A 21,394-nucleotide genomic window follows, 5' to 3' on the forward strand; every position below is an offset into this window, starting at 1 on the left:
TCACTCAACAGGACGGATTCTTATGCATGTGATCATTACGGCCATCGGCTCTGCCGGTGACGTTCATCCTTTTGTCGGTATCGGCCGCGCGCTCGCCGCACGCGGTCACCGGATTACTTTTTGTGCCAGCGCGGCATTCGCGCCGTTGATCGAGCGTTGTGGCTTCAGGTTTTTGCCACTGGGCACTGCCGAAGACTATGAGACGGTCATGGCTGACCCGGCGCTGTGGCGCACGCGAACCTCGCTGCCTACCCTCTGGAAAACCGTCGCCAGTACGCTGCGCGAGCAGTACCAATTGCTGGAGGCCGCGTGTGACGATGAGACGGTGATGCTCGGTTCGCTGTGGGCGTTTTCGGCGCGACTGCTCCAGGAAAAACGCGGCATCCCGCTGATCACCGCGCAAGTCTCGCCGTTCGGTTTCTGGTCGGCCGCTTCGCCCTCGGTGCATCCGCCGGGCACCAACCTGCCAGCCTTTGTGCCATTTCCGGTGAAACGCCTGGTGCTGCGTCTGGTCGAGCGAACCTTTCTCGACGGGCTGATGAAACCGGAACTCAACCGCTTCCGCCGCGAGTTGGGCTTGCCACCGACCAAACGGATTATCAGCGAATGGATCTGCTCACCCGACGGGGTGTTGGGACTGTTCCCGGAGTGGTTCGCCAAGATCGAATCGGACTGGCCAGCCCAGACCGTGTTGACCGGTTTTCCATTGTTCGATGAATCCGGCTTCCAGCCACCCGACAGCGAACTGGATGACTTCCTCAGCGAAGAATCGCCAGTGGTCTTCACCCCCGGCTCGACCCAGGTCAATGGCGAAGAGTATTTTGCCGCCGCCGTCGAAGCGCTGAAATCGGTCAACCGTCGCGGGGTGTTCCTGACCCGGCAAGCGGTGGACCCGGCGATGGCTGCCGCCGGGCAAATCCTGGTGCGTCGCTACGTACCGATGAGCCGCATCCTGCCCCACACCGCCGCACTGGTGCACCACGGTGGCGTCGGCACCACCGCGCTGGCGATGGCCGCCGGCGTACCACAAGTGGCGACGCCGTTTGCCCATGACCAGTTCGACAACGCGGCGCGCATGCAGCGTTTGGGTTGCGGGGTGAGCTTATCGCCGCCGGCCTCCGGCGAAGCGCTGGCCAAGGCACTCGACTCGGTGTTGACCAGCCCTGAAGTGCGCGCCAATTGCGCTCGTTATCGCGCGCTGATTCCCGGCGGCGACAGCGCCAGCGAAGCGGCGGCATTGCAGGTCGAGGCACTGGCACTCGCTCGCCTGAAGACGTATCGCGTCGCGTAATCGGGTTTTCCCGAACACACCCTAATCGCTGATCCCGGCAACGGACTCCTGACCTCCGTTGCTTCGCCACGCCTGCGCGAAGCCAAGGTCTTCATGCTTTTCATCAGTTTTGGGCCCGGCCCACGGAGAACTTTATGACTCAGGCCACGCCCGTTTCGAGCGACCTGCTTTACCCGCTGACGGCTCCGCAACTGGATATCTGGCTGGACCAGCGGTTGCACGAAGATTCGCCGCTGTACAACATCGGCGGCTATGCCCGGATCAATGGCGCGGTGGATGCCACGCGGATGCAGCACGCGATCGACCAGGTGGTCAGTCGCCACGACGCGCTGCGCACGCAACTGGTGCTGGGTTCGGTTGATCATCCGTTGCCGCGCCAACGCTTCCTGGCCTCGGTCAGCGCGGCGTATTCCTTGATCGACGTCTCGGCACAGGCCGATCCCGAAGCCGCAGCATTGGCGCTGCTGGAAGAAAACCTGCAAACGCCCTTCTCGTTTGACGACGGTCTGCTGTATCGCACCGAATTGCTGAAAGTGCGGGAAGACCTGTATTACTTCTTTTTCAATTGCCATCACCTGATCGTTGATGGCTGGTCATTTGCCATGATTGGCAAAGCCATCAGCGAGGCCTATACCGCCTCGGAACCGATGCTGCCAGCGCCGAGTTATCAGGCCTATCTCGAACAGCAAGGCAGCGAAAAAGCTTCGGCGGCACTCCAGCGCCAGCGCCACTACTGGCTGGAAAAATACCGCACGCTGCCCGAACCGTTGCTCGCGCCGCGTACTGAAAGCCGTGTCGGGCAAGGCCTGGTGCCGAGCCAGAACCACACCTGGCGCTTGCCGCGTGCGCTGTACAACCGTCTCGGTGAACTGACGAAAGCCAGCGGCCAGGGGTCGATTTTCCATGTGATGCTGGGCGCGCTGTACAGCTACTTTGCTCGCATGGCCCAACGCGACGAGATCGTGATCGGCCTGCCGATCCTCAACCGCGCGAATGCCGCGCACAAGGCCACGGTCGGGTTGTTCGTCGGCATGAGCCCGGTGCGCCTGAGCCTCGGCACCGACCTGACCTTTGCCGAACTGGTCGGCCAGATTGCCCTGACGCTGAAGCAGGATTACCGCTACCAGCGTTACCCGTTGAGCGAACTGAACCGTGAACTCGGCTTGCACAACCTGGGTCGGCGGCAGTTGTTCGACCTGGTGGTGTCCTTCGAGCAAGACCAGGACACGTGGTACGACGCCACCCTCGCCCACCCGGTCAAACTGAGTAACGGCTACGAACAGAATCCCTTGGCGATGCACGTGCGTGAAGCCGGGCCGGAGGACGACGTGTGGATGCATTTCATCTACAACGAGGCGTACTTCGATGCCGCACAGATCGAGGCGCTGCAACAACGCTTCATGAGCCTCCTGCACGCCGTGGCGGCTGATTTCGATGTGCCGGTCAACGCCCTGGAGCTGATGCCGGCCACTGAACGACAGCTGCTGGACGAATGGAATCGCACCGAAGTCGATTACCCTAAAGAACCGCTGCTGCATCAGTTGATCGAAGCGCAAGTCGCGGCTCGCCCGGACGCGATTGCCGTGCGCTTCGACAATCAAACCCTGACCTACGACGCACTGAATCGCCAGGCCAATCAGTTGGCGCATGCCTTGCTGGAACGCGGGATTCGCCCGGACGACCGCGTGGCCATTTGCGTGGAGCGCAGTCTGGAGATGGTGGCCGGTCTGTTGGGCATTCTGAAAGCGGGAGCCGCCTACGTCCCGCTGGATCCGGGCTACCCCGCCGACCGCTTGAGCCACATGCTCAGCGACAGCGAGCCCGGCGTCCTGATCAGCACTCGCGCCTTGCTGGACAGCCTGCCTACCGTGACGGTGCCGGTGTTGTGCCTCGACACCGACCGCGAACAGCTCGCCCGGCAACCGGATGAAAACCCCGTCCTAAACCTCACGCCACAACACCTCGCCTATGTGATTTACACCTCCGGCTCCACCGGCCTGCCCAAAGGCGTGATGAATCAGCATGACGGCGTGGTCAATCGTCTGCTCTGGGCGCGTGATGCTTATGGTGTCGATGAGCACAGCGTTGTTCTGCAGAAGACTCCGTTCAGTTTCGATGTGTCGGTCTGGGAGTTTTTCCTGCCGCTGCTCAGCGGCGCGCAACTGGTGGTGGCGGCGCCCGGCGGGCATCAGGATCCCGGCTACTTGATGGATATCATGGCGGGCGCCGGCATCACGCTGCTGCATTTCGTGCCGTCGATGTTGCAGGTGTTTCTCGACCAGGCCGAGCCCCAACGTTTGCCTGCACTCAAACAGGTGCTGTGCAGTGGCGAAGCCTTGCCGTATGCCTTGCAGGAGCGTTTTTTCGAGTATCTGCCGAACGTGCAATTGCACAACCTCTACGGTCCCACCGAAGCGGCAATCGACGTCACGGCCTGGCATTGCCGGCCCGGCGTGCACAACGGCATCGTGCCAATCGGCCAGCCCATCGCCAATACGCAACTGCATGTGCTCGACGGCAACCTGCAACCGCTACCGCCGGGGATTGCCGGCGAGCTGCACATCGGTGGCATCGGTGTTGCGCGTGGCTACTTGAATCGCCCCGAACTCACCGCCGAGCGGTTTATTCGTGATCCATTCCAGGCCGATCCTCAAGCGCGCCTGTACAAGACCGGTGATCTGGGTCGTTGGTTGCCGGATGGCAGCCTTGAATACCTGGGGCGAAACGATTTCCAGGTGAAGATTCGTGGACTGCGCATCGAGTTGGGCGAGATTGAATCGCGGCTGGTGGCGTGCGAAGGCGTCAAGGAAGCGGTGGTGATCGCCCGTCAGCAGACCGAAGGCGATGCCTGGTTGTGCGCCTACCTTGTCGGCGAGCCGGGCGTTGAGCTGTCACCGCAAACATTGCAGGCAACCTTGCAGCAGCAAGTCCCCGACTACATGGTGCCCCGGCATCTGATTCAGCTTGAGCAATTCCCGTTGAACGTCAACGGCAAGCTCGACCGCAAGGCCCTGCCCGAACCCGATGAAACCCTGGGCCGCCGTGATGCAACGGCGCCGCGCTCGGCGCTGGAACACACGCTGGCCGAACTCTGGCGGGACAACCTCAAGCGCTCGGAACTGGGCATCCACGACAACTACTTCATGCTCGGCGGCGACTCCCTGAAAGTCATCCACTTGCAGGTCAAAGCCCGTGAACAAGGGATCGCCCTGACGCTGGCGCAGATTTACCAGCACCCGAGCATCGCGCAACTGGCCGAAAGTGTTGAGGCCCAGGGCGGCACTTCCACCCGCCTTGCACCCTTGGCACATGTGGCGCCGTTTGCCCAAGTGCCGGAGGCAATTCGCCTGGCCAGCGCTGGTGAATTCGATGACGTGTTTGCCGCGTCGCAACTGCAAGTCGGGATGATCTACCACTCGATGATGCACCCGGATTCGGCGATCTATCACGACATCTTCCGCTATCGAATGCGCCTCAAATGGGACGCCGTGGCCTGGGACCGGGCGTGTCGCGCCTTGATCCAGCGTCACCCGGCGTTGCGCATGTCGTTCGATGTCGGGCATACCGAAGCGCCGATGGCGCGGGTGCATTCGGTGGTGGAATCGCCGGTGCAGCTCATCGTTTCGCCGAGCCCTGCTGATCGCGAGCAGGCGGTTGCGGCCTACATCGAGGAACGCAAACGTCACCGCGAAGACTGGCATCAAGCGCCGCTGTATCAGTTTGGCGTAGCCGTCGGCACGGATGAGATTGATCTGGTGTTCAGCTTCCACCACGCGATTCTCGATGGCTGGAGCGTTGCCACGTTGATGCGTGACCTGATTACGCTCTACACCTCCGAAACCCCGCTGCCGGCCCTGAGCACCACACCCGCCGACTTTGTCGTCCTCGAACAGGCCGCCATGGCCAGCGAGGTGCACCGCCAATTCTGGCGCGATTACCTGCACGACGCGCCCGCCGCGTCCATGACCAGTTGGACCCATGCGGTGGCCCCAGACCCGACGCCGCACCGTTCGGCCTACCGCGAGATGCCCGCTGCCGATGTGGCCCGGCTCGAAGCGTTCTGCCGCGACCAGGACCTGCCCTTGCGCGCGGTGTTGCTGGCGGCGCACGGTTTTGCCCAAGCCATCGTGTCGAATCAGCAAGAGGTGTTGTGCGGCGTGATCAGCCATGGTCGCCCCGAGTTTGAGGACAGCGCTCAAGTGCTGGGGCTGTTCCTCAATAGCTTGCCCATACGCTTCAGCACCCAGGGCAGCAATTGGCTCGATGTGATTCGCGGTCTGATGCACCAGGAACAACAGGTGTTTGCGCACAGGCGCTACCCGTTCGCGCTGATTCACCGGGAAACCGAGGTGGCGCTGAACGTGGTGTTCAACTACGTCGATTTCTATGTGCTCAACGACATGCTGGCGCCGGGCGAGGAAATCCTCACCGGTTGGGAAACCACCGAGGCGAGCAACTATGACTTGCTGACCACGGCGGGCCGTCACCCGTCCAACGGTTCGCTGATGTTGAAGACCGACTACCGCACGGCGCGTGTCGCGACCAGTCAGGTCGAGGTCTATGCCGATTACATGCTGCGCACCCTTGAATTGATGATCGCCAACCCCGACGCGCCGCCGCGCATACCGGACTGGATGCCGCGCATCGAGCACACGGCGCCCGCGACCCACGGCAATCTCTCGACGTTGCTGCTGGACAGCTTCGCGCGCTATGACGAGCAAGTCGCCGTGAGTTTTGCCCAGACTCGCCTGTCGTACCGGCAACTGGCGGACCGCAGCGCCCAACTGGCGAGTTGGCTGCACCGGCGCGGCATCGGTCCGGGTGACCGAGTGGCAATCATGATGCCGCGTTCCCCCGAACTGATCATCGCGCTTCTTGGTGTGATCCAGGCCGGCGCGGCGTATGTGCCGATTGACATGAGTTACCCGCAGGACCGCATTCGGCTGATCCTCGACGATTCGCAGCCGCGTCTGGTGCTGTCCGGCGATGGCTCGACCAATCTGGTGGCGACCCTCGGCAGCCAGGTCGAGCGGCGGCACTGGGAAGGTGTGGTCGCCGAGTTCGATGACAATCTGGCGCGCTGTCATCAGCAAGTGGCGTCGATAGCGGCCGGGATTTGCGGCGACGATAACGCTTATCTGCTCTACACCTCCGGCTCGACCGGACGGCCGAAAGGCGTGGCGATGCCGCATCACGCCTTGGGCAATATGATCCGCTGGCAAACCCGCCAGCAGGACGCCACGAACGCGCCGCTGAAGACCCTGCAATATTCGCCGATCTCGTTCGACGTTTCGTTCCAGGAAATCCTCTCGACCCTGTCGAGCGGCGCAGAACTGGTGATGATCGATGAGGCGCTGCGTTACGACTTCATTCGGCTGCTGAAATTTGTCGGCGCGCAGGAGATCAATCGATTGTTCCTGCCCTACGTCGCGTTCCAGGGCTTGGCCGAAGTCGCGATGCAACTGGGGATCCGCCCCGCTTCGCTGCGCCAGATCAACGTGGCGGGCGAGCAGCTGAAAATCACCGCTGAAATCCGTCACCTGATCGACAGCCTCGACGACTGCCGGGTGGAAAACCATTACGGCCCGACCGAAGCGCACGTGGTCACCAGCCTGCGGCTTGAAGGCGCCAGCGCGGACTGGCCGAACATGCCACCGATTGGCGTGCCGATTGATGGCGTGCGCATGCACGTGCTGGATGCGGCGGGCAATGCCTGTCCGGTCGGGGTCAGCGGTGATTTGTTCATCGAAGGCCTGTGCCTGGCCAACGGTTACTGGAATCAACCGGACCTGACCGCCGAACGCTTTGTCTATCGCGAACTGGAGGGTGAGAACCGTCGGTTATACGAGACCGGCGACGTCGGCTTTTACCTGCCTTGGGGCGACCTGATCTATCAGGGTCGCAGCGATGCCCAGGTGAAGATTCGTGGTTATCGCGTCGAGTTGGGCGAGATTGAAGTGGCGATGCTCGGTTCCGCACAGTTCGGTGCCGATATTCAGCAAGTGGCGGTGATCGACAAGCAGGCAGCGGATGGCGGTCGTTATCTGGTCGGTTTTGTTCAAGTGATGCCGGGACGCGAGCTGGACTTGGATCGACTCAAGGCCGAAATGCGCCTGACGCTGCCCGATTACATGCTGCCGAACACCTTGGTCAGCATCGCGCATATCCCTCTCGGCCCGACCGGCAAGATTGATCGCCAGCGCCTGCAAAAGGTCGACGTGCAAACCACCTTGCTGCGGCCGTTCACCGCGCCGCGAAACACTTGGGAAGACCTGTTGCAGGCCTATTGGCAGGAAACCCTGGAGCTGGAAGAGATCAGCGTCCATGACAACTTCTTCGAGCTGGGCGGCAACTCCCTGAAGGCCGTCCAACTGATTGCGATGCTGGCCAGGCACCAAGGTTGCGAGCCGTCGCTGTCCGACTTTATCCAGGCGCCGACCATCGCCGAGTTTGCCCAGGTGTTGCAGCAGAGCGAGGCCGGCCACGGGCAGACCGGTGCGCTGGTGGATTTCAAAAACGCGAAGCGTGTGCCGACGCTGTTCCTCGTGCACCCCATCGGTGGGCACGTGTTGTGTTATGCCGCATTGGCGCGGGTGCTCAAAGATCGGGTTCAGCTGTACGCGCTGCAAGCACCCGGCACTTGGGACGGTCGCGCGCCGTTGCAATCGGTGCAGGCTCAGGCCGTGCATTACGCCGATGCGATTGAGCAGGTAGCCCCCACCGGTCCGCTGAACATTGGCGGCTGGTCCTATGGCGGCGTGGTCGCCTATGAACTGGCGAGCGAGTTGAAGCGTCGCGGCCGGCGCCTGCATAACGTGTTTTTGCTCGACACCATCGTGCGGATCAGCCAGGGCGAGGTGCAGATCGAGCGCAGCGAGTTCATGAACTGGTTCATGTGGGAATTGCTCAGCGGCGATGGCCAGAAAGACTACGCCTATCAAGCCCTGGACTTCTCGACCATGAGCGATCCGCAAGCCTTCGAAGCGATCAAACAACACGGCATCGCCCAAGGGATTTTCGACGCGAGCATTACCCTGGCGACGCTGGATCAGCTGTACCGGGTGTTCCATGCCAACTGGCAATCGCTGCTGGACTACCGCTTCCCGCCACTCGATTTGCCATTGACGCTGTTTGCGGCGGATGTCGAGTTGCCGGATGTACTGCAAGCCCCGCATGAACTGGTCGGCACCGCATTCCGCGATCCGTATCGCGGCTGGCGCACGGTTGCGCCGCACGTGGAGCGGATCGCCATCGAAGGCGACCATCTGACCATGATGCGCGAGCCGCATATCCAGCGGGTCGGCGAGGTTATCAAGGCGCGGATTGATGCGGCACGGGTGAAAAGCGCCGGCAGCGTGGCTGCATTCGCATAGCCGTCACCGACGGTCACAACTCAACGCCCGGTCAATCCGGGCTCGAAACAGGTGGAACGGCATGACAGCACTCAAGAAAGCCATTGTGGCAGGCGCCGGCATCGGCGGGCTCACCGCCGCCATTGCCCTGCAACGCGCGGGTTGGCAGGTCGAGGTCTTCGAAGCGGCCCAGACCCTGCGCACCGGTGGCACCGGCCTGTCGATCATGGCCAACGCCATGGCGGCACTGCATTCAATTGACGCCGACGTTCCGGTGGAGCAAGCCGGCCAGGTGATCAGACAGTTTTATTTCAAGAAGCAGAATGGCGACGCCATCACGCGCATGCCGATCCACGAGATTGGCGAACAACTGGGTCATCCGAGTGTGAATATCCAGCGCCCTCTCCTGCTGCGGGCCCTGGCCCAACAGCTGGCGCCGGACACGCTGACCACCGGCTTGCGCTGCGTGGGCTATACCCATCGCCCGGATGGCGTGCTGGTGTCGTTTGAAGACGGCAGCACCCGGCAGGCGGATTTGCTGATTGGCGCGGACGGCCTTAATTCGGTGATCCGCCAGCAGATGCTCGGCGACACACCGACGCGTCCCTGCGGTTACATCGCCTGGCTGGCCATCGTGCCCTTCAGCCATCCGACGATGAGCGAAGGCTACGTGGCGCATTACTGGGGGCGCGGCAAACGCTTCGGGCTCTGCGATGTGGGCGATGGCCAGGCGTATTGGTGGGGCACCTGTAACCACGCGAATGCGGCGGATGCCGCGTTGAACATCAGCAAACAGGAGGTGCTCGACGCCTACAGCGGCTGGGCGCCGGAAGTGGTCGCGGCCATCGCCGCCACGCCCGAAAGCGCGATCCTGAAAATGCAGGCCCGGGATCGTGACCCGGTGGAGCAATTCTGCGACGGGCATGTGGTGCTGTTGGGCGATGCGGCGCATCCGATGTTGCCGAGCCTGGGCCAGGGTGCGGCGCAGGCCATCGAAGATGCCGTGGTGCTGGCGCAATACCTGACGCAAACGTCCGACCTGAACGCTGCGCTGGAGCAGTACCAGGCATTTCGACACCCGCGAGCCAACGGGGTGGTGAAGGCCGCGCGGTTTATGAGCGGTATCGAACAGGCTGAATCGAAAGTCGCCTGCTGGCTGCGCGACTGGTATTTCCGCCTGACGCCGCAAAGCAGTTTTCGCAAGAAGAACCTGGATATCTTGTCGTTCAAGCCCAATGCTTGAACCTGCCAGTAATCAATGTGGGAGCGGGCTTGCTCGCGAAGGCGGTGTGTCAGTCGCCATCAGTATTGGCTGATACGACGCTTTCGCGAGCAAGCCCGCTCCCATAGGGGATGTGTACTGCCTTCAAGATGAAATGAAAAGCCCCGGCGCCTTTCTCAGGTTCCGGGGCTTTTCGCTGTTGATGCAAGCAGTTTCCCCACGTACGACTAGAATCTGCACAACATTGGCATTTGCATGATGTGGGTATCACCGTTTTCAGGGAGTTGAAAAACATTATGCAAATCAGCAGCCGTTACACATGGACTGGCTTGACGGCCATAACGCTGATTATTTTTGCGGCGCTGATCTTCCTGCTGATCAAATCGTATTCCTATGAAACTTCCACTTATTTCGAATCCCGGGACTTTGTTCGTCAACTCAAACAGCTGGACGCCAACTGGGCGGTGAAAATCCTCAGGGCTAAAATCGGTATCAACAGCAGTTTGCAGTTGGGAGCGCCGGCCGAATCAGGTAACCGCTGGGACCAATTGGACAAATTGAACAATTCCGGCCCGCTGGCCACCTTATGGAATGATCGCCGTCAGGGTTATTTGGATGCCGTACATAACAAAACGCTATTGGTTGATCAGTTCAAGCAACACAACACCGCACTGCGCACCGCCCTGGATGCCCTGCCCGAGGTAGAAGACTCGATTCAGGACTTATTGAAAGAAATCACCGATAAACAACAGCTGGAATACCTGTCCAACTCCTGGAATATTCTGAATCTGACGCTGACCACCCTCGAATACGCGTTATATGCCTCCAACGACAACGCTCAGGCCATCGATACCCAACTGAGCGTTATCAACCAGTACATGAGCCAACTCCCTCCCGAGCGCCGAGCCCCCTTCGACGCCTATGTCAGTCATGTAAGTACTATCGTTCGGGAACAACCCATTGTTAACGACCTGCTCGACCGGATTAATGTGATTCCCGTCGCGCAGCAACTCGACAGCATCAATGAGCTGTTGAACGAAACCCAACGACGAACGGAAGCACAGGATCGCCAATACCATATTTACCTGGCCATCTGCGCCAGCCTCATGGCGATCCTGTTGGTGTACCTGGCCGGACGTTTGATTCGCAGTTACACGGTGATCAACAACATCAACGAGGAGCTGCAAACCGCCAACGAGCGCCTTGAACAACGCGTCGAAGAACGCACACGGGAATTGATCGAGGCCGAACGCGAACTGGTGGATGCCGCGCGAATGGCCGGCATGGCGGAAATCGCCACCAATGTGTTGCACAACGTCGGCAATGTGTTGAACAGCGTTAACGTCTCCGCCGATGTGATCGCCCATCGCTTGTCGACCAGTAAAACCCTGGGTCTGGGCAAAGCGGTAAACATGATGAATGCGCATGCCGAAGACCTTGGGCAATTCATCACCCACGACGAGAAAGGCAAGTTGTTGCCCTTGTACTTCAATCAACTGGTGGATTCGATCGCGGTCGAGCAGTCCGGCATCGTCGATGAATTGTCGCAACTGACCAAGAGTATCGACCACATCAAGGACATCGTTTCCACCCAGCAGGCCTACGCCGGCGCGGCCCGAGTGGTTGAACCCTTGAATGTGATCAATCTGTTTGAAGATGCGTTGCGGATGAACTCCGGCGCCTTGAGCCGGCACCATGTCACGGTGGTCAAGGACTACCACGAAGTGCCGACCATCATTGGCGACAAGCACCGCTTGCTGTTGATCCTGATCAACCTGATCAGCAACGCCAAATATGCGATGTCCAAGGTCACCGAGCAGCAACGGGAAATGACCCTGAGTGTCTGCGTCATCGACCGTAAAACGCTGCGCTTCAGCGTCAAGGACCAGGGTGAAGGCATTCTTGCCGAGAACCTGTCGCGCATCTTCAATCACGGCTTCACCACGCGCAAAGAAGGCCATGGTTTTGGCCTGCACAGCTGCGCACTCGCCGCCGTGGAAATGAACGGGCACCTTAACGTCTACAGCGATGGCCCTGAACTGGGCGCGGTGTTCACCCTGGAGATTCCTCTTGAACTGGCGGAAAGCCCCGTCAGTGAACCGCCGGTGACAACCGACGGGATACACTAGTCGGCAGCCTCGGCGTCAGGACCAGCATCGCCTCATTTCTGCTCGAAGCGCTGCCCCTTGAGCACGGCACTGATGTGTTCACGCCCGTTCAACGTGTGGATGCTGCGCAGGCGTTCGACGGCCTGCTGCGACCAGCTCGGCGTGCTGAGTCCCTGCTCCCGATAGAACGCAGCAATATGCTGGTCATAGTCGTCGACCAACTGCTGCTCGACAGGCTGTCCGTAAGTCTCGCGATGCAGCACGACCTTTTGCGGCAGACGCGGTTTGACCGCGCTCGGGCGTGTCGGATCGGCGTAACCGACGCACAGGCCAAACACCGGGAACACCAGCGGTGGTAGCTGCAATTCGTCGATGACGGCCGCGAGGTTATTGCGCAGCGCGCCGATGTACACACTGCCCAACCCTAGGGATTCCAATGCCACCACGGCATTTTGCGCCGCCAGCGCCGCATCGATGCTGCTGACCAGCAGGCTATCGAGATAGGCCGGCGCGCCCAGTTCGACGTCCTGCCGTTGAGCCTGGCGGTCAATGCGCGACAGGTCCGCCAGCCACACCAGAAACAGCGGTGCCTGACGGATATGCGCCTGGTTGCCGGCCAGTTCGGCCAGGCGCGCCTTGCGGGCCGGGTCCTCGATCGCCAGCAGGCTCCAGGCTTGCAGGTTGGACGACGTGGCCGCCGATTGCGCGGCCGCGACCAACGTGTGCAACGTGCCTTCCGGCAATGGTTTGTCCAGGTAGCTGCGCACACTGCTGTGCTGCAACAGTGACTCGATGACGTCATTCCACGGCGCGCCTTGCGGCCACTCGCCGTGTCGGTAGCGGCTGTTCAAAGATGAAGACATTTATGCACCCACTGCTTGTAAAGATTCAGTGACGGTAACAGCTTGTGCCGCACGCGCGGCACTGTGGCGATTGACCGGCACCGGCAAGCCCAGATGCCCACGCAACGTGCTGTGGCTGTACTCGCTGCGGAACAGGCCGCGTTCGCGTAGCAACGGCAGGACTTCGTTGGTGAATCGGGCAAACTCCCCTGGCGCACCGACGCGAATGTTGAACCCGTCGACCGCCCCTTCGACAAACCAGCGCTCGATCTCGTCGGCCACGGTTTTTGGCGAGCCGACAAAATTCGAAAACGGAGCGGCAAAGCGCAAGGCCGCCTGACGCAGGGTCAGCCCCTGCTCACGAGCCACCTGTTTGATGTGTTCGGCATGACCGCGATAACCGTTGCTGCCCAGCTCACCCAACTCCGGAAAGGGTTCGTCGAGCGGGTATTGAGAGAAGTCGTGATAGTTGAACGGCCGCCCCAGTTGCACCAGTGCCTTGTTCAGATCCAGTTCACCGTGGCGTTCGCGATCGATGGCTTGGGCCTGCTCGTCGGTGTCGGCAATGATCGGCGCGATGCCCGGCAGAATCGTGACGTGATCGGGGTTGCGACCGGCCGCAGCGGTGCGCTGTTTGATGTCCTGATAGTAAGCGCGGGCGTCCTCGAAATTGTCCACGCCGGCGAAGATGCCCTCGGCAAAGTTCGCCGCCAGGTTGCGCCCGGACTCGGAAATCCCGGCCTGGAAAATCACCGGTTGGCCCTGGGGCGAACGGGCGATGTTCAATGGCCCGGTCACGGAAAAGAACTCGCCCTGATGATCGAGACGGTGCTGGCGTTGAGGGTCGAGAAACACCCCGCTCTGCTTGTCGCGCACAAACGCGTCGTCTTCATAGGAATCCCACAACCCTTGCACCACTTGCAGATGCTCACCGGCCCGGCGATAGCGCTCGGTATGGTCGATGTGCTGCTCGCGCCCGAAATTCCCGGCGGCGCCTTCAAGCCCGGTGGTCACCACGTTCCAGCCGGCCCGACCGCCGCTGATCAGGTCCAGCGAGGCAAATTGCCGGGCCACGTTGAACGGTTCGGTATAGGACGTCGTCAGCGTGGCAACCAGCCCGATCTTCGACGTCGCCCCCGCGACGGCGGACAGCAATGTCAGCGGTTCCAGGCGATTCAGATAATGCGGCGCCGAATCCTGCGTGATGTACGGGCTGTCGACAATGAAGATCAAGTCAAATTTCGCCGCCTCGGCTTGTTGCGCCTGCTGGCGATACCAGTCGATATCGATGCTTGCATCACCGGGTATTTCGGGGTGCAGCCATTCGTTCTGGGCAGTACCGACGCCGGTGAGAATGGCGCCAAATTTGAGTTGTCGTGGTGAAGTGGACATGTGGATATTCCCCGGGAGATGGCAGCTCTGCTGGCCGTTGAAGGACGACCTTAGGCGCTGGGAATACGCTTGTGAAATGCTTTGTTGATCTATCCTAATTATGAAAAACAATGATCATAATTATTCTCTATATTTAACTATTGCATATAAATACACGAAAACTGTGGGAGCGGGCTTGCTCGCGAAGGCGGAGTGTTAGTCGCTATCAGTATTGACTGGCACACCGCCTTCGCGAGCAAGCCCGCTCCCACATGGGATGTATATCGCCTCGCAAAGTGTGCTCGACACCAGCACGCCTTGATCAGGCAAAAAAAATGGACCTGTTTTCACAGATCCATTTTTCAAGCCTGGGGCGTATTACTTCGGTTGCGCCACCGTGCGCAGATACGGTTTCACCGTCCTGAAGCCGTCCGGGTATTTCTTGCGCGCGTCTTCATCGGAGACCGACGTCGGGATGATCACGTCTTCGCCCGGACGCCAGTTCACCGGCGTGGCGACGGTGTGCTTGGCGTTCAATTGCAGGGCATCGAGCAGGCGCAGTACTTCATCGAAATTACGCCCGGCGCTCATCGGGTAGATCAGCATCGCCTTGACCTTTTTGTCCGGGCCGATGATGAACACCGAGCGCACGGTGGCGTTGTCCACTGCGGTCCGGTTACCGCCGCTGGCGTTCGGATGGATCATGTCATAGAGCTTGGCCACCACCAGGTTTTCATCGCCGATCATGGGGTAATTGACCGCATGCCCCTGGGTTTCTTCAATGTCCTTGGCCCAGCTCGCATGATTGCTAACCGGGTCGACGCTGAGCCCGACCACCTTGGTATTGCGCTTGTCGAACTCAGGCTTGAGGCCGGCCATGTAACCGAGTTCAGTGGTGCACACCGGGGTGAAGTCCTTGGGGTGCGAGAACAGAATCGCCCACTTGTCGCCGATCCACTCGTGGAAATGCAGCGTGCCTTCGGTGCTTTCAACGGTAAAGTCCGGTGCTTCGTCGCCTATGCGGATTGCCATGTTCGTTCTCCTTACTGTGAGTTCAGAGGGAAGTTCAACGGCGTTCAGGAACTGCGTTGAACCTGTCGACGCGAGACAGTATAGGAGACGGTTCAAGACATGCCGGTTACCGTTGGATTGTCGGTAACAGGGGCGCGAGGCAGTGCGCGCTTATGCGCGGTTTTCAGGTAGGCGCCCTCAATGATCTGCCGTGCCTGCGGCGATACCGTTTCGCCCATCAGGTAGGCGTCGATCTCCTCGTAAGTGCAGCCGTACGCGGCTTCATCCAGTTTGCCCGGCGCCAGATCTTCTAGGTCCGCCGTCGGCGCCTTACGCACCAGGTAAGCCGGCGCGCCCAGTCCATCGGCCAGCAGCCGCACCTGGGTCTTGGTCAGGCCCGACAGCGGCGCCAGGTCGCAGGCTCCGTCGCCGAATTTGGTAAAGAACCCCATCAAGGCTTCCGCGCCGTGATCGGTGCCGACCACCAGCCCGTTGCTGAAGTTGGCAATCGCGTATTGCGCCAGCATCCGGGCCCGGGCCTTGACGTTGCCTTTGGCAAAATCGACGAGTTCGGCGCTGGGCTGCAAGCCGTCGATGGCGATACTGGCCATCAGTCCGTCAACGCACGCGGCGATATTGCTGGTGGTGATCAAGTCCGGCCGGATGAAATCCAGGGAAGCCTGGGCGTCGCGCTCATCGGCCTGAGTCTTGTAAGGCAGGCGTACAGCGATAAAGCGCACGTCATAGTCGTCGTCTCGCAGTTGCTCCACGGCCAACTGGCACAGGCGCCCAGCCGTGAGCGAATCGACGCCGCCGCTGATCCCGAGCACCAGCGCCTTGCATCCGGAGTCGCGCAACACCTGTTTGATAAAGTCGACACGCCGGATGATTTCCGCGGCCTCGCCACCCAATGCAAGTTGACGGTTGATGCCCAATTCCCGGGCGATGGTGTCTTGCCGTTGCGTAGTCATATCAGGCTCCCAGTTGTGGATTGATCATCGTGACGTTGAACACCTGGGCCGCGTAGCGCAGGAACGAGGCGTCTTCGCAGACGTTTTTGATCGGGTCGTCGGAGAACTTCACCACCGGCTCACCGTGAACCCGTACCAGTTTCATCACGATGCTCAACGGTTCGACACCCTCGACATCGCACGCCAGGCTGGTACCCATGCCGAACCCGAATTTTGCCTTGCCGCGAACGTGACGCAGGATCGGCAGGCATTTTTCGAAGTTGAGGCCGTCGGAGAACATCAAGTCCTTGGTACGCGGGTCGATGCCCAGTTCCTTGTAACGCGCCAGTACCTTGTCGGCCCAGACAATCGGGTCGCCGGAGTCCTGGCGCAGACCGTCGTAGAGCTTGGCGAAGTACAGGTCGAAATCCTTGAGAAAGAAATCGGTGCTGATGCAATCGGTCAGTGCGATACCGAGCCGGCCACGGTACTCGTGCACCCAGTTTTCCAGGGCGGCGTTCTGGCTCTCGCGCAACCGCCCGAGTTGCTGGTGCACCATCAACCATTGGTGGGCCATGGTGCCGATCAGTGGCAAGTCGAATTCATACGCCAGGTGAGCATTGCTGGTGCCGACAAACACACCGGGGAAATCACTGCGCATCACGTTCACCACTTCACGCTGGGCCCGGAACGACAGGCGCCGGCGGGTCGAGAAGTCCGAGACACGCAACTCGGCGAGTTCTTCACGACTGGCGTGTTTCTCCAGCCATTCGAACTTCTGGTACAGCTGGCGAGTGACGTCGGCCAGTTCGACTTCGGGGTACTTCTCGCGGTTGCGCAACTCGCTGACCATCGCCAGTACCGGCTGCTCGAACATGATGCAATGCAGCATCGGGCCGCGAACGCGGATGTTCAGTTGACCATCGACTTCCGAGACATGGATGTAGCGCAGATTGAAGCGGAACAGCCCCAGAAACTGCTCGAAGTCCGGTGTGAGGTACTCGCGGAAACGCTTGTTGAACAGAAACCGCTGTTCACCTTCGCGCAGTTGCAGGCCGGCGAGCTTCTCCAGCTCTTCGCGAATCTGCGGGATCAAGTGCCCGAGCCGCTCTTTGGAGCGCACGATGAACTGGTATTCCACTTCGACATTCGGGTGTTGGTGCAGGACCGCCTGCATCATGGTGAAGGTGTAGTAATCGGTGTCCAGAAGACTCTGGATCACGCCATTGCCTGAATCGAATGCACTGTCCATGTTGATGTCCTTATGCGCTTGCCCATTGGGCGGTGGCTTCGCGAGTCGCGGCAACCGCGATGCCCGCCTGTTGCATGTCTTGAATGGCCTGGGTGGCGCCCTCCTCGCTGATGGCCCGACAGGCCGGGAGATGCACGATCACTTTGAAGCCGGCGGCCGCGAGTTGCAGCGCGGTGGTCTTGACGCAGAAATCCAGGGCCAGGCCACCGACAATGACCTGCTGCACATCCCGGCTTCTCAAGTATTCGATGACACCGGTAGACAACTTGCCGTGCAGGTCGTGGTAACAGGCGCCGTAGGGGTGAAGGTCCAGCTCGACGCCCTTCCACACGAAGTAGTCGTAGTCGTAAGGGCTCGGCAACTCGTCCAGCAAACCAAAGCCTTCAGTGCCGGGGACGCAATGGCTGACCCACGTCACGTCGGCGTGCTCAAGACCGGTTGGCTGAAGCATTTGCGAGTGCTGCACAACCACCCAAGGGGCGTGCGGCGAATGCGCATCCTTGCTGCCGACACGCAGGCTACCGAGGGACGCCATGAAGTTCAGCTCACCGCCAATCTGGTCCCCTCCGGTGACAGGAAGTTCATCAGGGCACAACGGCGTAAAGCTCTTTTGTGCATCAACATCGAAGGAAGCGGTTTTCATGGTCAGGCTGTTCATGTCGTGTCTCTCCTTTGCATGGATCGAAAGGTACACGTCATGTACTTACAAGACAAGCCGCTTTCTGAAAATAATTTCGTTCAACAATCTTTATGCGCATGGAAAGAAAGAATGACGCAGTGTTTCGCCTGAAGAAATTTTGATGGTAAGGTACACGTCATGTACCAAATAGGAAGATCAGCCATGTTTGAGATTGCCCTTTATGGCGGCGCCTTCAATCCGCCGCATGCCGGTCATGTCCAGGCGATGATCGAGGCATCAACCCAGGCCCGGCGCGTATGGGTTGCCCCTAGCTTCAGGCACCCCTACGGCAAACGCATGGCCGATTACGCGCTTCGCCTGGAATGGCTGGAATCGATCGTTGAGCATGTGCAGCCGCTGTGCCACGCCGAACTGTGTGCAAGCCGAGTCGAACAGGACGTGGCGCGCAGCGTCGCAGGGCCGATTTACAGCTACACCCTGCTCGCCCACCTCGCCGATAGCCTCGCTCTGGACGGCAAAAAGATTGCGCTGGTGGTGGGTCAGGACGTGGCACGGCTGTTACCCACGTTCTATCGCGGCGCGCAATTGCTGGAGCGTTTTTCCATCCTCTGCGTGGAAGAAAAAATCCAGGTCCACAGCACGCAAATACGCGAACGCCTGGCTTTGGGCGAGTCGCTGCCCAGTCAATGGCTGGCGCCGGGCATGAACCCGGTAAACTACGACCTCTACGCTGCTCACGGAAATTGACATGCCAGACCGCATCGCCCACGCCAGTGCCTACCTGCACACCATCGACCTCTGCGTCTTGCGCTACTGCCGGGCAACCCAGGCGCTTGAAATTCTCTTGAACCGGCGCGAAGCCGAGCCGTTCGCCGGCCATTGGGCGCTGCCCGGGATTGTGGTCAATGGCGGTGTCGAAGACCTGACACTGGGCGATGCCGTTGAGCGTCTGCGCCAGTCGAACAAGGTCGGCATGCCGCTGGCCTGGATCGAACAGGTCGGCACCGTTGGCGATGCGTTCCGCGATCCGCGCTGCTGGTCGTCATCCACGTTCTATCTCGCCATCGTCAGCGAAGACGTACAGCTCGCAGAGCATCAGAAGTTTTTTGCGCTCAAGGATGTGGCGGACGCCTCGACAAAACTGCCGTTCGACCACAACAGCCTGGTGGCCGCCGTGCAGGAACGACTGCTGTCGAAATCCCTCTACAGCAGCCTGCCGCTGATGTTCCTCGGCAGTGAGTTCAGCGCGCCGGAAGCGGTGAACATCTTCTCGCTGGTGCTCGAGCGCCCCGTACTCAAGACCAGCATTCGTCAGCGTTTGTTGAAAATGGCCGAGGCTGGCTACTTAAAGGAAACCGGGCGCAAAAAGAGCGGTGACGGTGGCCGGCCACAAGCCACCGTGGAAAATCTCAAGCCTGCCAGCCTGTACCTGTTTGATCGAAGCTTTCTGGAGTGAGTTTCGTCAACAGGCGTATCTAACGTTAATCTCCGGTGGCCTGCCGATACTGACGCGGCGTAAACCCGGTCAGGGCCTTGAACTGGCGGGTGAACGCGCTGTGGTCGGTGTAGCCGCACTGCAACGCGACTTCGGTGATGGGAATGTCGGTGTGCAGCAAACGATGCGCATGTTCCAGACGAACCTTTTGAATCATCTGCCGTGGCGTCAGGTGGAACACCCGCTTGCAATACCTTTCGAGTTGCGCAACGGAAATGCCGGCAATCCGCGTCAGTTCGGCCAAGGTGACACGTCGATTGAAATGCGTGCGGATGTAGTCATCCACGGCTGCCAGGCGCTGGTACGCCGGGTGCGTGTCGCTGGCCGATTGCAAATCCACCGAGATGCCCGCCAGGCCGATGATTTCACCGTGGTGGTTGAACAGCGGTCGCTTGTGCGTCAGGCACCAACCGGGCTCGCGGCTGCCGTACAAGTGCAGCTCCAGCTGATCTTCCAGCACCAGTCCTTGCTCCAGCACCCGTCGATCCTGCTCGGTATAACCCGGCCCAAACTGTGCTGGAAAAACCTCGGCGCTGGTTTTTCCGAGCAGGGAATGCAGCTGTTTCAAGTTACAGCGCTGAACCAGCGCCCGGTTGGCCATGACGTAGCGCGCCTGGACGTCCTTGATAAAAATCGTCGCGTTCGGAATCACGTCCAGCATCGGCAACAGCGGTGCCACGCCGGCCAATAATGCTTCGATGGTTTCGGGGCGATTCCCCTCGCTCCCCTGGCACAGCAGCGCCAACGCGTTCTGCGTCATCAGTTTCACCCTCTCAATACCCGAGCCGAGATTGCCCCGTCGCGGGAGCAGTGTCGAGCACTGCTGCATTGTGCTGATTTCGTCATCCGCACCCACTGAAAAGATCAATCGCCCGCGTGGCGCCAAGTCCAGGCTATGGCCATTGCCTGCGCACTTCTCAAGGAAAGGTTTATGAAACTGGTTCATGTCATTGACTCTCACACTGGCGGCGAGCCGACGCGCCTTGTGATAAGTGGCTTTCCGCAATTGCCCGGCCAGACCATGGTCGAGAAACGCGATGCCCTGCGCGACGAGCATGACCACTGGCGGCGTGCCTGTCTGTTGGAGCCGCGCGGCAACGATGTATTGGTTGGCGCGCTGTATTGCGAACCGGTGTCGCCGGACGCCACTTGCGGCGTGATCTTCTTCAACAATGCCGGCTACCTCGGCATGTGCGGTCACGGCACCATCGGCCTGGTCAACTCGTTGCATTACCTGGGGTATATCAAGCCCGGCGTGCACAAGATCGACACGCCCGTCGGCCCGGTCAGCGCCACGTTGCACGACGACGGCAAAGTGACCCTGCGCAATGTGCCCGCCTATCGCCACCGCCAACAGGTGCCGGTCGACGTTCCGGGGCATGGCCGTGTGTACGGCGATATCGCCTGGGGCGGCAACTGGTTCTTCCTGGTGTCCGATCACGCAAAAGTGCTGCAACTCGACAACGTCGAAGCCCTGACCGAATACACCTGGGCGATGCTCAAGGCCCTGGAAGCCCAAGGCATCCATGGCGAAGACGGTGCAGTCATCGACCATGTCGAGTTGTTCGCCGACGACGATCAGGCCGACAGCCGCAACTTTGTCATGTGTCCCGGCAAAGCCTACGACCGCTCGCCGTGCGGCACCGGCACCAGCGCCAAACTCGCGTGCCTGGCGGCGGATGGAAAACTCGCCGCCGGTGAGCCTTGGGTCCAGGCCAGCATCACCGACAGCCAGTTCATCGGCAGTTACGAATGGGAAGGCGAGCGTGTCCGCCCGTTCATTACCGGCCAGGCGTTCATGACCGCCGACAGCACGCTGCTGATCGACGAACAGGATCCTTTCGCGTGGGGCATTTGAGC

The 21,394-nt window shown here is 60.3% G+C and carries 14 protein-coding genes; 7 read left to right on the forward strand and 7 right to left on the reverse strand.

Translation table 11 applies throughout. The features are described 5' to 3' along the window. Positions 1 to 22 precede the first annotated feature (22 nt). The 4 genes from LOY68_RS17670 (at position 23) to LOY68_RS17685 (ending at position 11,994) form a co-directional block, all read left to right on the forward strand. Positions 23 to 1,291 (forward strand): glycosyltransferase, encoded by a 1,269-nt coding sequence (locus tag LOY68_RS17670; protein ID WP_265038770.1) that lies wholly within the window; start codon positions 23 to 25, stop codon positions 1,289 to 1,291. A gap of 134 nt (positions 1,292 to 1,425) precedes the next feature. Next, on the forward strand, positions 1,426 to 8,664 hold the full coding sequence (locus tag LOY68_RS17675) for an amino acid adenylation domain-containing protein (RefSeq protein ID WP_265038772.1): 7,239 nt from the start codon (positions 1,426 to 1,428) through the stop codon (positions 8,662 to 8,664). A gap of 61 nt (positions 8,665 to 8,725) precedes the next feature. Further along, on the forward strand, positions 8,726 to 9,886 hold the full coding sequence (locus LOY68_RS17680) for an FAD-dependent monooxygenase (RefSeq protein ID WP_265038774.1): 1,161 nt from the start codon (positions 8,726 to 8,728) through the stop codon (positions 9,884 to 9,886). Between the two features lie 275 nt (positions 9,887 to 10,161). Then, the gene (locus tag LOY68_RS17685) at positions 10,162 to 11,994 is read left to right on the forward strand and encodes a DAHL domain-containing protein (protein ID WP_265038775.1); all 1,833 of its coding nucleotides are present in this window, start codon (positions 10,162 to 10,164) and stop codon (positions 11,992 to 11,994) included. 32 nt (positions 11,995 to 12,026) lie between these two features. Here the strand turns inward: LOY68_RS17685 and LOY68_RS17690 are convergent, their stop codons facing one another. From LOY68_RS17690 to LOY68_RS17715, 6 genes are all read right to left on the reverse strand, one after another. Beyond that, on the reverse strand, positions 12,027 to 12,836 hold the full coding sequence (locus LOY68_RS17690) for an NADPH-dependent oxidoreductase (RefSeq protein WP_163914696.1): 810 nt from the start codon (positions 12,834 to 12,836) through the stop codon (positions 12,027 to 12,029). Further along, entirely contained in the window at positions 12,837 to 14,207 is a 1,371-nt protein-coding gene (locus tag LOY68_RS17695; protein WP_265038777.1) for an LLM class flavin-dependent oxidoreductase, read from the reverse strand. A gap of 357 nt (positions 14,208 to 14,564) precedes the next feature. Continuing rightward, the gene (locus LOY68_RS17700; RefSeq protein ID WP_054050904.1) at positions 14,565 to 15,218 is read right to left on the reverse strand and encodes a peroxiredoxin; all 654 of its coding nucleotides are present in this window, start codon (positions 15,216 to 15,218) and stop codon (positions 14,565 to 14,567) included. 92 nt (positions 15,219 to 15,310) lie between these two features. After that, positions 15,311 to 16,168: an ammonia-dependent NAD(+) synthetase gene (nadE, locus tag LOY68_RS17705; protein ID WP_265038781.1), complete on the reverse strand. Its 858-nt coding sequence runs from the start codon at positions 16,166 to 16,168 to the stop codon at positions 15,311 to 15,313. A 1-nt stretch (position 16,169) separates the two neighbouring features. Beyond that, positions 16,170 to 17,399, reverse strand: coding sequence for a nicotinate phosphoribosyltransferase (gene pncB / locus LOY68_RS17710; protein WP_265038783.1), 1,230 nt, complete (start codon positions 17,397 to 17,399; stop codon positions 16,170 to 16,172). 10 nt (positions 17,400 to 17,409) lie between these two features. Further along, the gene (locus LOY68_RS17715; RefSeq protein ID WP_265038785.1) at positions 17,410 to 18,057 is read right to left on the reverse strand and encodes a nicotinamidase; all 648 of its coding nucleotides are present in this window, start codon (positions 18,055 to 18,057) and stop codon (positions 17,410 to 17,412) included. Positions 18,058 to 18,240: 183 nt separating this feature from the next. Here LOY68_RS17715 and LOY68_RS17720 point away from each other — a divergent pair, with 183 nt between their 5' ends. Continuing rightward, a complete protein-coding gene (locus LOY68_RS17720; protein ID WP_265038787.1) occupies positions 18,241 to 18,786 on the forward strand; it encodes an adenylyltransferase/cytidyltransferase family protein in 546 nt (181 codons plus the stop codon). Between the two features lies 1 nt (position 18,787). After that, positions 18,788 to 19,495, forward strand: a complete 708-nt coding sequence (locus LOY68_RS17725; protein ID WP_265038789.1) for an NUDIX hydrolase — start codon at positions 18,788 to 18,790, stop codon at positions 19,493 to 19,495. Between the two features lie 25 nt (positions 19,496 to 19,520). On the opposite strand, the gene LOY68_RS17730 is transcribed toward LOY68_RS17725, so the two are convergent. After that, complete coding sequence (locus LOY68_RS17730) at positions 19,521 to 20,294, reverse strand: AraC family transcriptional regulator (protein ID WP_265038790.1); 774 nt, start codon at positions 20,292 to 20,294, stop codon at positions 19,521 to 19,523. Between the two features lie 171 nt (positions 20,295 to 20,465). Here LOY68_RS17730 and LOY68_RS17735 point away from each other — a divergent pair, with 171 nt between their 5' ends. Beyond that, entirely contained in the window at positions 20,466 to 21,392 is a 927-nt protein-coding gene (locus LOY68_RS17735) for a 4-hydroxyproline epimerase (RefSeq protein WP_265038792.1), read from the forward strand. The last annotated feature ends 2 nt before the right edge of the window (positions 21,393 to 21,394 follow it).

Source organism: Pseudomonas sp. B21-053 (genome assembly GCF_026016365.1).
Taxonomy (GTDB): Bacteria; Pseudomonadota; Gammaproteobacteria; order Pseudomonadales; family Pseudomonadaceae; genus Aquipseudomonas; species Aquipseudomonas nunensis.